The 13,668-nt window shown below is 64.6% G+C and carries 12 protein-coding genes; 10 read left to right on the forward strand and 2 right to left on the reverse strand.

All coding sequences use genetic code 11. From position 1 onward, the window contains the following. The first annotated feature begins 11 nt into the window (after positions 1-11). The 4 genes from RFN30_RS07485 (at position 12) to RFN30_RS07500 (ending at position 5,830) form a co-directional block, all read left to right on the forward strand. Positions 12-794, forward strand: a complete 783-nt coding sequence (locus tag RFN30_RS07485; RefSeq protein ID WP_320261557.1) for an ABC transporter substrate-binding protein — start codon at positions 12-14, stop codon at positions 792-794. 100 nt (positions 795-894) lie between these two features. Beyond that, the gene (locus RFN30_RS07490; protein WP_320261458.1) at positions 895-2,412 is read left to right on the forward strand and encodes an amino acid ABC transporter permease/ATP-binding protein; all 1,518 of its coding nucleotides are present in this window, start codon (positions 895-897) and stop codon (positions 2,410-2,412) included. A gap of 66 nt (positions 2,413-2,478) precedes the next feature. Beyond that, complete coding sequence (locus RFN30_RS07495; protein ID WP_320261459.1) at positions 2,479-3,600, forward strand: NAD(P)/FAD-dependent oxidoreductase; 1,122 nt, start codon at positions 2,479-2,481, stop codon at positions 3,598-3,600. Positions 3,601-4,144: 544 nt separating this feature from the next. Continuing rightward, complete coding sequence (locus tag RFN30_RS07500; protein WP_320261460.1) at positions 4,145-5,830, forward strand: tetratricopeptide repeat protein; 1,686 nt, start codon at positions 4,145-4,147, stop codon at positions 5,828-5,830. Between the two features lie 47 nt (positions 5,831-5,877). Here RFN30_RS07500 and RFN30_RS07505 read toward each other — a convergent pair whose 3' ends face one another. Both RFN30_RS07505 and RFN30_RS07510 read right to left on the reverse strand, forming a co-directional pair. Beyond that, entirely contained in the window at positions 5,878-6,708 is an 831-nt protein-coding gene (locus RFN30_RS07505; RefSeq protein ID WP_320261461.1) for a hypothetical protein, read from the reverse strand. 52 nt (positions 6,709-6,760) lie between these two features. After that, on the reverse strand, positions 6,761-7,543 hold the full coding sequence (locus RFN30_RS07510; protein WP_320261462.1) for a YciC family protein: 783 nt from the start codon (positions 7,541-7,543) through the stop codon (positions 6,761-6,763). Positions 7,544-7,693: 150 nt separating this feature from the next. Between RFN30_RS07510 and RFN30_RS07515 the strand changes: the two genes are divergently transcribed. From RFN30_RS07515 to RFN30_RS07540, 6 genes are read left to right on the forward strand one after another with little or no spacing between them, the layout of a single operon-like run. Next, positions 7,694-8,320, forward strand: coding sequence for a DUF4129 domain-containing protein (locus tag RFN30_RS07515; protein ID WP_320261463.1), 627 nt, complete (start codon positions 7,694-7,696; stop codon positions 8,318-8,320). Next, complete coding sequence (locus tag RFN30_RS07520) at positions 8,317-9,531, forward strand: DUF4350 domain-containing protein (protein WP_320261464.1); 1,215 nt, start codon at positions 8,317-8,319, stop codon at positions 9,529-9,531. The genes RFN30_RS07515 and RFN30_RS07520 overlap by 4 nt, the downstream gene beginning before the upstream one ends. Further along, positions 9,518-10,474 (forward strand): AAA family ATPase, encoded by a 957-nt coding sequence (locus RFN30_RS07525; protein WP_320261465.1) that lies wholly within the window; start codon positions 9,518-9,520, stop codon positions 10,472-10,474. Before RFN30_RS07520 ends, RFN30_RS07525 begins: the two co-directional genes overlap by 14 nt. After that, positions 10,471-11,775, forward strand: a complete 1,305-nt coding sequence (locus RFN30_RS07530; RefSeq protein WP_320261467.1) for a DUF58 domain-containing protein — start codon at positions 10,471-10,473, stop codon at positions 11,773-11,775. The genes RFN30_RS07525 and RFN30_RS07530 overlap by 4 nt, the downstream gene beginning before the upstream one ends. Beyond that, entirely contained in the window at positions 11,772-12,788 is a 1,017-nt protein-coding gene (locus RFN30_RS07535; protein WP_320261469.1) for a stage II sporulation protein M, read from the forward strand. The genes RFN30_RS07530 and RFN30_RS07535 overlap by 4 nt, the downstream gene beginning before the upstream one ends. Continuing rightward, positions 12,775-13,638, forward strand: coding sequence for an RDD family protein (locus RFN30_RS07540; RefSeq protein ID WP_320261470.1), 864 nt, complete (start codon positions 12,775-12,777; stop codon positions 13,636-13,638). Before RFN30_RS07535 ends, RFN30_RS07540 begins: the two co-directional genes overlap by 14 nt. The last annotated feature ends 30 nt before the right edge of the window (positions 13,639-13,668 follow it).

Below are 13,668 nucleotides of genomic sequence, written 5' to 3' on the forward strand. Positions count from 1 at the left end.
CATCGGCTCCTATCTTCGCAGTCGCGCTTGCCGCCCTGTCGCTGCCCAAGGCCTGGGCGGCGGACAACCCGTACAATCTCATCGATGCCAAGACGATCAGTGTCGGCACGATGGGCGACGCCAAGCCCTACGCCTTCACCACGGCCGACGGCAAGTTCACCGGCTTCGATCTCGAATTCTTCCTGAACGTGGTGGGCCGGATGGGCTTCAAGCCGGACCAGGTGACCTTTACCGGCCAGGAATTCTCGGCGCTGATGCCTTCGGTCGCCAACCAGCGCTTCGACGTCGCAGTCGCGGCAATCGGAACGACGGAGCAACGCAAGAAGGCGGTCGATTTCTCCGACGGCTATCTCGCCGGCTACCTGTCGGTGCTGACGTCCGACCCTAAGATCACCTCGCCGGAGAGTCTCGCCGGCAAGCGCCTCGGCGTCGTGCAAGGCACGCTGCAGGAGATCTATGCCACCAAGACCTTCAAGGACACCGACCTGGTGAAGTTCCCGGACAACAACTCGGCAATTGCCGCGCTCAACAACGGCACGGTCGACGGGCACTTCCTCGACTATGAGGCGGCGAAACAATATGGCGAGCGCTATCCAGCCCTGAAGATCGCAATCAATATCCCGTCCTTCGACGCTCCGGCGGGCTTCGTCGTGCGCAAGGGCAACGACGCCTTCCGCGAGGCGCTCAACAAGGGCATTCACGACGCCATGCAGGACGGCACCTGGCGCGACCTCTACCAGAAATGGTTCCCCGGATCGCCGATGCCGGAGCAATATCTCCCCAAGAAGAACTGACCTGCGCAATGCCGCCGGCGCGAATGCTGGCGGCCTTCAGGCAGGCCGTTAGAGATCGAGGGCGCGACGGGTGGCGCCTCCGCGCAAGGCAGGTTGGCGGATGGATTGGTTAGAGAACCTTCAGCGCAGTTTCTTCGATTGGGACGCGATGGCAATGGTGTTGCCTGCGCTGCTTGCCGTCGGGTTGAAGAACACCCTGATCCTTGCCGTGGCATCGACGGTGCTCGGCATCCTGATCGGCATGGTGCTCGCCGTGATGGGCATCTCGCGCTCCGCCTGGCTGCGCATCCCGGCGCGCATCTACACCGACATCTTTCGCGGGCTGCCAGCGATCCTCACCATTCTTCTGATCGGGCAAGGCTTCGCCCGGATCGGCCGCGAGATTTTTGGTCCCTCCCCTTACCCGCTCGGCATCGTGGCGCTCAGCCTGATTGCCGGCGCTTATATCGGCGAGATTTTTCGTTCCGGCATCCAGAGCGTCGAGAGCGGCCAGATGGAAGCCTGCCGCGCGCTCAGCATGAGCTACGGCCAAGGCATGCGGCTGATCGTGATCCCGCAGGGCGTGCGCCGCGTGCTCCCTGCCCTGGTCAACCAGTTCATCGGCAACGTCAAGGATTCTAGCCTCGTCTATTTCCTCGGCCTGCTGGCCTCCGAGCGCGAGATCTTCCGCATCGGCCAGGATCAGGCGGTGGTCACCGGCAACCTGTCGCCGCTGCTCTTGGCCGGCATGTTCTATCTCATCATCACGGTGCCGCTGACCCATGTGGTGAACCACATCGACAACCGTTTGCGTCTTGGCAAGCAGAAGCCTGGCGGCGTCGTCAGCGGCCTCGTCGAGGTCGGCGAGTTGAAGGACACGACCGGTAAGGCCGCCACGGAACGGCCCGCCATCAAGGCCGGCAGCCTGGAGGTGCTCGATCTCGACATGGCCTATGGCGAATTGCAGGTGCTGAGAAAGATCCGGCTCAAGGTCGAGCCGGGCACCGTCACCTGCGTCATCGGCCCGTCGGGTTCCGGGAAATCGACGCTGCTGCGTTGCCTCAACCGGCTGGTCGAGCCGAGGGCCGGCGACGTGCTGCTCGACGGCGAAAGCATTCTGGCGATCAAACCGGAGACGCTGCGCCGGCGTGTCGGCATGGTCTTCCAGCATTTCAACCTGTTCCCCAACCATACGGCGATCGAAAACGTCATGCTGGCGCTGACCAGGATCAAAGGCATGGCGGGCAGTAAGGCTCGGCGGCTTGCCGAAGCGCGGCTCGCGGAAGTGGGCCTTGCCGCGCGCGCGGATTATCGGCCGAGCCGCCTTTCAGGCGGCCAGCAGCAGCGCGTGGCGATCGCCCGCGCGCTGGCGATGGACCCTGAGGTCATCCTCTTCGACGAGGTGACCAGCGCGCTCGACCCCGAACTGGTCAAGGGCGTCCTCAATCTGATGGCCGATCTCGGTCGCCGCGGCATGACAATGATCGTCGTCACCCACGAGATGGGTTTTGCCCGCAAGGTAGCCGATCAGGTCGCCTTCATGGACGAGGGCCGCATCGTCGAGGTCGGCCCGCCGGCGGAAATCTTCGACAGGCCGAAAAGCCCGCGACTCCGGCAATTCCTCGCCGAGGTTCTGTGAACGATTTTTGCCGCGCCGGCTCGGCGCATCTCCCAAACTATAGTCTGATCATCGAAAGCTGTATCCATGACCGATAAATCCGCTCTCAAGGTCGCCGTCATCGGCGCCGGCATCTTCGGCGTCTCCACGGCCGTCCACCTCGCCCGGCTTGGCGCGGAAACGACCATCGTCACGGATGGCAGGATCGCCAACGGCGCGTCGTCGCGCTCGCTTGCCTGGCTCAACTCGGCGCGCAAGCGCTCGGCCGCCTATCACAAGCTCCGCGTGCAGGGCCTTGAGCGCTACAGGGCATTTGCGGCGAAGCACGACTGCGGCGCCTTGCTGCGCCTCGACGGCGGACTCACCTGGGATGCCGACGATGCCGCCAACCAGATCAAGGAAATCTTCCGCCACGAACAGTCGATCGGCTACGAGACGCGCCTGCTCGCGCCCGGCGAGATCGCCGCCGTCGCGCCGGGCGTCGACGCCAGCGCAGTGTCTCCCCAAGGCGCGATCTTCAATGCCAGCGAAGGCTGGGTCGACCTGCCATCGCTCATCGGCCTGCTGCTCGGCGAGTTCCGTGAGCGTGGCGGCCGTATTCTCACCGACGCCGGCTCCGCCGACGTCACGCTCACCAATGGCCGCGTGAGCGGCGTGAAGACCACTTCCGGCCAGGTGATCGAGGCCGACGCAGTCGTGGTCGCGACGGGGCCGGCCGTGCCGGGCATGGCGGCGAAGGTCGGCAGGCGCATCGGCGACGGCACGACGCGCGCGCTGCTCGTCTTCAGCAAACCAATCGCGCATCCACTGCGCGCCGTGCTCAACACGCCGCGCGTTGCCATCCGGCCGACGCCGAGCGGCGCCTTCGCGCTCGACTCGGCATGGTCGGAAGAGGAAGTCATCGTGCGCAACGATGGCACCTACGAGGCGAAGCCATCAACGGTTGCCGGGCTGCTCGATGAAGCCTCGAAGGTGCTTGAAGGCAACCCGACACTCGCGCTGGAAAGCCATCACATAGGGCCGAAGCCAATCCCAGCCGATGGCGAGCCGGTGATCGGGCAGCTGACTGGCATTCCCGGCTATCACGTCGTCTTCAGCCACAGCGGCGCGACGCTTGGCCTTATCGCGGGCGAATTGCTGGCCGGCGAGATCGTCAGCGGCACGCCCAGTCGGTTGCTCGAGCTGTTTCGTCCCTCGCGGTTCGACTAAGACGGGCGTTGCCGACTACAACCTTGGCCTTGACACCGGATTGGAGCATCTGTCTGTAATTTGGTCCGTCGAGCAAGTGCCGAGGAGTGCTCGCGTCGCCGCGGAGAATTCTGATGCGTGCCCGTTGGGCTTTCGTTCTTGCACCTATTATTCCGGCGGCGGTGGCTGGCTACAATCTACACATAAACCGCCCTCAGATGCCGCTGCTGTCGAGCTTCATATTTATGTGTCTGGTATTCTATCTTCTCGAGGCAATAATCGGGATCCCGGCCTTCCATGTCCTCAGGCGGAGGTGCTGGAGGCATTTTTGGGCATACACCGCCATTGGCTTTCTGGCAGTTTTCGCTCCCTTTTTAGCCCTCTGCCTCGCTCGGTGGCATGCATCGTACGAAATCGGCTCAGTTTTATATACATGCGCCTTGGTAGGGATCTTTGGGGCTGCCACCGGCCTGATCTTCTGGCTCTTGGTCCGCCCGGATAAAGATCCCGTAGAGCAGCTTGCGTCGGATTTTACCTAGGCGATCGATAGCTGGCGGGCGATACGATGGATCACTTCGATCTCGGTACCTATCGCCGTCCCATCTCCACGTCCTCATCCGAAACGCAGCGCTGGTTCGATATTGGGCTGAACTGGTGCTACGGCTTCAACCATGAGGAAGGGATAAAATGCTTCGAGAAGGCGCTGGAAACGGATCCGGGCTGCGCCTTCGTGCATTGGGGCATCGCCTACGCCGCCGGCCCCTTCTACAACCTGACCTGGAAGGAGCATGGCAAGGACGAGGCCAACCGAGCGGCCAGGTGCTGCTTCGATCATGTGCAACTCGCGCGTTCGAAAGCGGCCGGCGCCAGTCCCGTCGAACAGCGGCTGATCGAGGCGCTGGCCGCACGTTTCCAACAGCCGCGCGGCGTGAGCGCGGTGGAATTCGAACGATGGGATGACGCCTATGCTGCCGCGATGCGGCAGGTCTATCGCGACTTTCCAGACGACCATGACGTCATGGCGCTGACCGTCGAGGCGCTGATGATGCGCACGGTCAGGCGTCTGTGGAACCTGAAGACCGGCGAGCCGGCGCCGACCTCCGACGTGCTCGAAGCGCTTGATGTCTGCGAGCGCTCGATCGGGCTTTCGGACAAAGCAGGTGCGGCGCCGCATCCGGCGATCCTGCACCTCCATATCCATCTGCTGGAAATGTCGACGCAACCCGAGCGCGGCATGCGCTCGGCGGAACGGCTGGGCACGATGTGTCCGGACGCCGGCCACATGAACCACATGCCCGGGCATATCTACGTGCTCTGCGGCGAATACGAGAAAGCAAAGTTTGCCAGCGAGAAGGCGGTGCGCGCCAATGACCTCTATCTCGCCTATGCCGGCGAGCCGACCTATTACCTGCTCGGCTGCTGCCACGACCTGCATTTGATGATGTTCACCTGCATGTTCCTCGGCCAGTACCGGCCGGCGCTGTGGGCGGCCGACAAGGTGCGCAGCCTGGTGACGCGTGATGTCGTCAGCATTCCCGAGCGGCCGAAGCTGACGCAGACGGTCGAAGGCTACCACGCCATGAGATCGCATGTTCAGGTGCGCTTCGGGCGCTGGCGCGAGATCATCGACGAGCCGATGAACGGCGAGCCGGAACTCTATGTGCTGACCACCGCGCTGCAGCACTATGCCAAGGGCGTTGCGCATGCGACGCTGCGCGAATTCGCGGCGGCAGAGCGCGAACGCGAGCACTTCCGCCGGCACGTCGAGAGCATTCCGCTGGAACGCCGCTTCCTCAGCAACCCAACGCGGGCATCGCTCGCCGTCGGCGCCGCGCTGCTCGATGGAGAGCTTGCCTATCATCAGGGCCGGCACAACGCGGCCTACGATCACCTGCGCCGCGCGGTCGAGCTGGACGACAATCTGTCCTACACCGAGCCCTGGGCCTGGATGCACCCGCCGCGCCATGCGCTGGCCGCCCTGCTGCTCGACCAAGGCCATGCGGCGGAGGCCGAGCAGGTCTATCGCGACGATCTGGGCCTCAGCGGCGCGGTGCAGCGCTGCGCCCAGCATCCCGACAATGTCTGGGCGCTGCACGGGCTGGTCGAATGCCTGAAGCTGCGCGGCGAGGGCGAGCAATTGCCGGGGCTGCAGGCGAAGCTAGCGGCAGCGCTTGTCAGGACGGACGTGCCGATCACCTCGTCATGCCTCTGCCGGACGAGCGTGCAGGCAGACCACTGCTGCTGCCATTAAGGCAAAGGTCGCCGCCCCTCGATTGAGCGCTGCGCCGCGGCGTTTCCTTACGAAAATATCTCCGCCAGTTCGTCTACGCTGGTGCCTTCCTTGACTCGCCGAAGCTCGACATAGGCGGTCGTCATAGCAATTGACGCCACTGTCCAAACGATCGCCGAGACAATGGCACCTGGAATTGTGCCGATAATAAAGGCAGAGGCCGAAGGAATAGCGCTAGCGGCAAATCTAATTCCAAAAACCAAGGCCACCCGCATCAGAAATATCAGCCCCAAGGCGATCGAAAACAGGCCGAATATCGGCCAACGGTACCCCATCGTCAGGGCGCGGCTGCGCGACATCGAAGCGATCGACCCAAGCCGCTCCCGGATCGCGACTGGGACAGCAACCGAGATTCCCATCGCCCATATAAAGGTGGGTACGATCAAAAGGATGAACACGACGCCGCCTCCATGAGGCGGAAAGAGCAATCCCGCGCCAAGCCTAACATACTGCATGAAAGATAGGACGAGATAGATCGCGAAGCTTATCCCCAAGACTGGAAGGAGGTGGTGCAGAGCTGTTCGAGTACAGCATCCGATCGATGGTTGATTGCCGTTGATGTCGTCGATCGTCGCCCTGGACAGCACCGCGTGACCCACGAAATTCGCCGCCAGGCCCAGCAGCCCAGAACCCAGGGCGGAGCCCAAGTTGGCCGCGATCGCCCAGGGGCTGTTGCCATGCGCGCCAGCCAGATACGCCACTCTCGGCCAATACCAGTAGGTCCACAAATCGACCAGAACCAGAGGAAAGACGAAGAAAAGCGCACCGACTACAAGCGAAAGGATCAAATTCCGCCCCATGAACGAGACGGTATTGCTGATTACCTTTGCCAGTCGCAATTTCCCTGACTGTCCGGGCGTCGACCCCACCATGGCGTCTGCCGCCAAATCGCTACGAGAAGATCTTCGCCAGTTCGTCGATGCTGGTGCCTTCCTTGACCTGGCGCAATTCGACATAGCTGACCGCCGTGGCGACGGAAAGGACCATCGACACCACGGCCTGCACCACAGCGGCTCCCAGCTCGGCGAGGATCCCGCCGAAGAGGAGCAGGACCACCAGGATGCCCCACTGGATGACCATCGCGATGATGAGCAGGATCAGGAAAAGCCCAAACAGCGACCAGCGATTGCCCTTTGTGAGCGCGCGGCTGCGCGACATCGAGCCGAATACGCCCTGGCGCTCCTGGATCAGGACCGGAACCGACATCGACCAGCCAAGCCAAAGGATGATGCCGGGAACGATCAGCGCGATCATCGCAAGCGCGGAGCCGATGCCGACGAGCAGGCCGATCGCGAGCGTCGGCAGCAGGAAGCGGATGGCAATCTGGACGCTATCGCCGAAGGAGGGCCGCCTTCCGTTCAAATCCTCGATGGTCGCCCGCACCAGCGACGACTGGAGCAGCAGCGTGAAGATGAAGGAGATCAGTCCCGCGAAGATGCTGAGGTAGGAGTTGCGGAGCATCTGGTCGGGATCGGCCATGGCGCTTGGATCGCCGCTCATCACCGCTTCCATCTGGGGTTGGGTCCACATCCTGATCAGCAATGTCGGCACGCCGGCAAACAACAACGCAAGCCCGGCGCAGAGTCCGATGTTGCGCGTGATCACACCGAAAGTGGTGTTGAACACCCTGCCGATCTCGAATCTGCCTGGTCGTCCCAATGTCGCAGTGGTCATGATAGTTTCCCCCGAGCCGCCGCCGCATCCAAATCGGCCGCTTCAAAGTAAATTTGCCAAGATCGACGGGCCGCGTCCAGTGCACTTGCAATTGTTCGGGCATATTGCCAGTGTCGGAGCCGAACCGCAGGTTGCAGGGGGAACGCGCGGGTGACAGAGCCGGGCACGGCCGACGCCGAATGGCTGGCCAGAATGCACAAACAGCTGCTGGCGGACGATTCCATCCAGTTTGACCTGCCGGCGCTGGTGCGGCCGGAACCGCCGGAATGGCTGAAGCCCTTTCTCGAAGCCCTGGCGAAGCTCGGGCCCTACATGATCTATTTGTTCTGGGGCGCGGTGATCATCGGCATCGCCATCATTGTGTTTTTGCTCGTCCTCGAGGCGAAAGGGGTCGCCTGGCGGCTGCCGTGGCGGCGCGCGCGCAAGGAGGATGAGACGAAGGAAGAATGGCGTCCGGACGCCGGTGCAGCGCAGATCCTGCTATCCGAGGCCGACGCGCTCGCCGCGCGCGGCGACTATGATGAGGCGGTGCATCTTCTTTTACGCCGAAGCGTCGCCGACATCGCCACCCGCCTGCCCGATTTCCTGCGCCCGTCGCTGACCTCACGCGACATCGCCGCCGCGAGTTCCATCCCTACCCGCCCCCGCGCGGCGTTCAGCGAGATCGCGCGCATCGTCGAGGCTGCCCTGTTTGCCCGCCGCCCGGTCGGCGCCGAGGGCTGGCGGCAGGCGCGCGGCGCCTATGAGCGCTTCGCCTTCCGGGATGCCTGGGCATGAGCGCGGAGGCAGCCGAGGCAACGCAGGAACCATTCAGCCGCAGGACGCTGTTCTGGGGCATCTTCGCCAGCCTGCTGGCGGCCGCCGGATTCTTCCTACTGTCGACCTACGCACCGGATTTCCGCCAGCCCGAAGGCGGCGGCACGCCGCTCTCCAAGGGCGGCACCGGCTATGCCGGGCTCGTCGAGTGGCTGAAGCTCACCAACCGGCAGGCGCCGCCGATGGCGCGTGGCGAGAAGGACCTGGAATCCCCGTTGGCATCCACCTTCCTGCTGATCGTCACCATCGCGCCAGGCAGCGATCCGGCGGCACTCGAGCGCATCGTCAAGCTGCGCTCGGGCAAGGACACGCTGTTCGTGCTGCCCAAATGGGTCACCATTCCGCAGCCCGGCCATGAGGGCTGGGAGACGAAAGTCGAGCGGCTGCCAAACACCGTGGTCAACGACTGGCTCGGACGCCTTGCCAAGGCGAAGCTCGGCGATGGCAGGCCGACGGTCGACCGGATCGATGTCGAAGGGCGCAAGATCGCCGCGCCCGATGAGCTGCAGTGGGTGGCCGACGATCATCCGCTGATCTCTGCAGGTGACGGTAAGGCTATCCTTACCGAGCTCGACAACGAGCCCTTCTACATCCTGACCGATCCCGATCTCATCAACAACGCCGCGCTGAAGGATCCGCAAAAGGCAGCCGCCGCGCTCGACATGATCGCCATGCTGGAGCCCGCCAGGGGCGCGGTGATGTTCGACCTGACGCTGCATGGCATCGGCCGGAACTACGATCTCGGCAAGCTCCTGGTCGAGCCGCCTTTCCTGGCGCTGACGCTGTCGGTGCTGATTGCGGCCGCGCTCGCCTTCCTGCACGGGCTCGGGCGGTTCGGGCCGCCGCGCGCCGAGGGACGCGCCATCGCCTTCGGCAAGCGGGCGCTGGTCGACACCACGGCGATGCTCCTGAAGCGCGCCGGGCGACTGCAAGAACTCGGTGACCGCTACGCGGCGCTGACGCGCCAGCGCGCCGCCGCGCTGCTTGGTGCACCGCACGGGCTGCAGGGCGACGCGCTCGACCGCTGGCTGGATTCCCGCGACAAGGGCGAAGCGGAAAGCTTCACGGCGCGGTTCAAAGCCGCGAACGATTCCAAAACATTGGCCGGAATGCATGAAGCAGCGGAAGAGCTGCATGACTGGACGGCAAGGAGGCTTGGTGAACGTCGATGATGTGAAGGCCCTGGCGAGCGCGATCAGGGAAGAAGTGGCGAAAGCGATCACCGGTCAGCGCGACACGGTCGATCTGATGCTGACGGCGCTGTTTGCCGGCGGTCATATTTTGCTCGAAGGACCGCCGGGCACCGCCAAGACCATGACCGCGCGCTGCTTCGCCCAGGCGCTCGGCGTCTCCTACGGGCGCATCCAGTTCACGCCCGACCTGATGCCCGGCGATATCGTCGGCGCCAACATCTACAATTTCCAGACCGGGCAGTTCACGCTGACGCGCGGCCCGATCTTCTGCGACCTCCTGCTTGCCGACGAGATCAACCGCACGCCGCCGAAGACGCAGGCCGCGCTTCTGGAGGCCATGCAGGAGCATGCCGTCACCTTCGACGGCACCACCCACTCGCTCGGCAAGAATTTCATGGTGGTGGCGACGCAGAACCCCATCGAGCATCAGGGCGTCTATCCCCTGCCCGAGGCGCAGCTCGACCGCTTCCTGTTCAAGCACCGGGTAAGCTACCCCGATGCGCCGGAGGAACGCGCCATCATCATCCATCATGGCGGCGGCTCGGCCTCGCACAATATCGAGCAATACGGCATCAAGGCACAGACCGACCGCAAGACGCTCGAGGCGGCTTTGGCCACGGTGGGCGACGTCACGCTGGTCGACGATGTCGTCGGCTACATCGCGGCCCTTGTGCGCGGCACGCGCGAAAGCCCGGACCTCGAAGTCGGCGCCAGCCCGCGCGCGGGCGCCATGCTGGCCAGGGCCGCGCGCGCCAGAGCGGCGCTCGATGGGCGCAACTATGTCATCCCCGACGACGTCAAGGCTTTAGCCGTGCCGGCGCTGCGCCACCGCGTCATCCTCTCGCCGGCAGCGCAGATCGACGGGCGACTGGTCGAGCAGATCGTCTCCGACCTCGTCGACCAGACGGAAGCGCCGCGTTGATCTATCCAAGCGGCAGAGCGGTGTGGGCAGCGGCGGCGGGGGCGATCCCCGCCTTCCTGATCGCGCTTGCACTGCCCTCTGTCTGGTATCTCGGGCTTTTATGGATCTGCGCATTGCTCGCCTTCCTGGCGGTCGACGCTGCGGCCGGGCGCGGGCGCGCATCGCTCAGCGCGACGCTGACCGCGCCGCCACAGGTCGGCGTCGGCGGGCGCTTCACGCTCCACATCGCCGCCGGTCTGGACGCAAGGCTGCGCCGGCTGCAGGCGCGTGTCGGGCACGACCAGCGGCTTTCGCCGGTCAACGGCACCGGCGGCGCCCTGCCCGCGAACGGCGGCACGCTCGACCTGGAATTCGACGCCGTTCGGCGCGGCATCGCCAGCTTCGACCGGCTGTGGCTGCGCTGGCAGGGACCGTTCGGGCTGGTCTGGAACCAGGTCGTGCTGTCGATGGACCGCAAGATAGCGGTGCTGCCCGATGTCAGCCACGCACGCGACGAGGCAATCGCGCTCTTGCAGCGCTCCGCCCTTGCCGATGGCCATGCGCAAAAGCGCGCCGGCCAGGGCCGCGAGTTCGAGGCGCTGAAGGATTACCAGCCCGGCATGGGCCGGCGCATGATCGACTGGAAGCGCAGCGCCCGCCACGGCAAGCTTCTGGCGCGCGAGTTCCGCATCGAGGAGAACAACAACATCGTTCTAGCCATCGACAGCGGCCGCCTGATGTGCGAGCCGGTCGACAGCGTGCCGAAGGTCGACCGCGCGGTGACGGCCGCACTTCTCTCCGCCTTCATTGCACTCAAGGGCGGCGACCTCGTCAGCCTGTTCTCCTTCGACGCCAGGCCGCGGGTCTCGAGCGGCGCCGTGCGTGGCTCGCCGAGCTTCACCATGATCCAGAAGCGCGCGGCGGAGATCGACTATTCGACCGAGGAGACCAATTTCACCCTGGCGCTGACGACGCTGGCTGCAAAGCTCGACCGGCGCTCGCTGGTCATCGTCTTTACCGATTTCGTCGACCCGATCAGCGCCGAATTGATGCTGCGCACCGTCGGCCGGCTGACCGAGCGGCATCTGGTGTTGTTCATGCTGATGAAGGATGTCGAGCTGGAGACCTTGGCCGACATGGCGCCGGCGACGCCGGAGGACGTGGCCCGCGCGGTCACTGCCGGCGACCTGCTCAGGCAACGGCAAGTGGTGATCGGCAGGCTGAGACTGCTCGGCGCGCATGTCATCGAGGCCGACCACCAGCGGCTCGGCCCGGCGCTGGTCGAGCGCTATATCCAGCTCAAGGAGGAAAACCTCTTATGACGCTGCCCGCCGGCACCGATGCCGTCCGCCAGTCGCTGGCGAGCTTTCGCCAGGAGCGCCAGGCCGACTGGAAGGCATTCGAGGCGCTCCTTGCCCGCGTCGAGAAACGGGCGCCGTGCGCGCTGTCGGAGGACGAGCTGCTCTCGCTGCCGCTCCTCTACCGCTCGGCGCTGTCCTCGCTGTCGGTGGCGCGCGCCACCTCGCTCGACAGCGCTCTCATCGCCTATCTCGAAGCGCTCTGCCTGCGCGGCTATTTCTACCTCTACGGCGCACGGCGATCGTTGAGAACACGCGTCGGCGACTTCTTCCTGCACGACTGGCCGGCCGCAATCCGCGACCTGTGGCGCGAAGTCTGGACATCGGTCGCCCTCACGGTGATCGGCGCTATTGCCGGCTACTGGCTGGTCGCTTCCGACAAGCGCTGGTATGACGCCATCATCGCGCCGAGCCTGGCCGGCGGGCGCAATCCGGATTCGTCGGCCGAGATGCTGCGCAGCGTGCTTTATGGCGACGGCGGCCATTTTCTCTCAGGCTTCGCCGCCTATCTCTTCACCCATAACACGCAGGTGTCGATCCTGGCCTTCGCGCTCGGCTTCGCCTTCGCGGTGCCGAGCGTGCTGATCATCCTGATGAATGGTTGCATGCTGGGCGCCATCTTCCAGATCTATGCCGCCAAGGGGCTCGGCTTCCAGCTTGGCGGCTGGCTGTCGATCCACGGCACCACCGAGCTGTTCGCGATCGCGATCGCAGGTGCGGCCGGCATGCGCATCGGCACCAGCATCGCCTTTCCAGGCGAGCTGACGCGCATGGCCGCGGCCGCACGAGCCGGGCGCGTGGCGGCAACCGCGATGGTCGGTGTCGCCGTGATGCTTCTGTTTGCCGGCCTACTCGAAGGCATCGGTCGGCAGACGATCACCAGCGACGTCGCCCGCTATTCCATCGGCGGCGGCATGCTGGCGTTCTGGATCTGCTATTTCTACCTGTTCCGGATGGTGCGGCATGGCGACCGCTAGGAACCCCGCCGCGCTCGTGCGCCCGCTGGTCACGCCGGAGGGCGTGGACCTGCGCGTGAAGCTTGCGGATGCCGGCACGCGGGCCTCGGGATTCCTGCTGGATGTGGTGATCATCATTGTCGCCGCGATCGTGGTCAGCATCGTTGCGCTGTTCGGCCTGGGCGGGCTTGGCGTGCAGGAAGCGGAACCGCTGTTCATCGTGTGGATCATCTTCATCTTCCTGCTGCGAAACGTCTATTTCATCGCCTTCGAAGCGGGACGGCGGGCGGCGACGCCCGGCAAGCGCATGGTTGGCGTCCGTGTCGCCTCGCGCAGCGGCGCCGGTCTCACTCTCGACCAGGTCATCGCGCGCAATCTGATGGGCGAGATCGAGGTATTCCTGCCGCTCTCGATCCTAGCCGCGCGCGGCAGCGCCGGCGTCGCCGACACGCTGTCGACCATCTTCGGACTGGTTTGGGCGCTACTGTTCTCGCTGTTTCCGCTGTTCAACCGCGATCGCCTCCGGATCGGCGACCTGCTCGCAGGCACCTGGGTGGTCGAGGCGCCGAAAGTGGCGCTGCTCGAGGATCTTTCGCTGCGCAAGGACCCGATCGCGGCGCGCTTCCAGTTCAGCCCGGCGCAGCTCGATGCTTATGGTATTGCCGAGCTGCACAAGCTGGAGGAAGTGCTGCGCCGTGACGACTATTTCGCGATGAAGGCGGTGGCGGAAACGATCGGCCGCAAGATCGGCGCCAGAGTTGAGCCTGTCGATTCAAAAGCCTTTCTCATGGCCTACTACGGCGAGCTGCGCGCGCATCTGGAACGCAAGCTGCTGCTCGGGAACCGGAAGGCGGATAAATACGCGCGGTAGACGCGCCTGAGCGAGGCTGAAAATGAGGAC

Source organism: Mesorhizobium dulcispinae, assembly GCF_033977345.1.
Lineage (GTDB): Bacteria > Pseudomonadota > Alphaproteobacteria > Rhizobiales > Rhizobiaceae > Mesorhizobium > Mesorhizobium dulcispinae.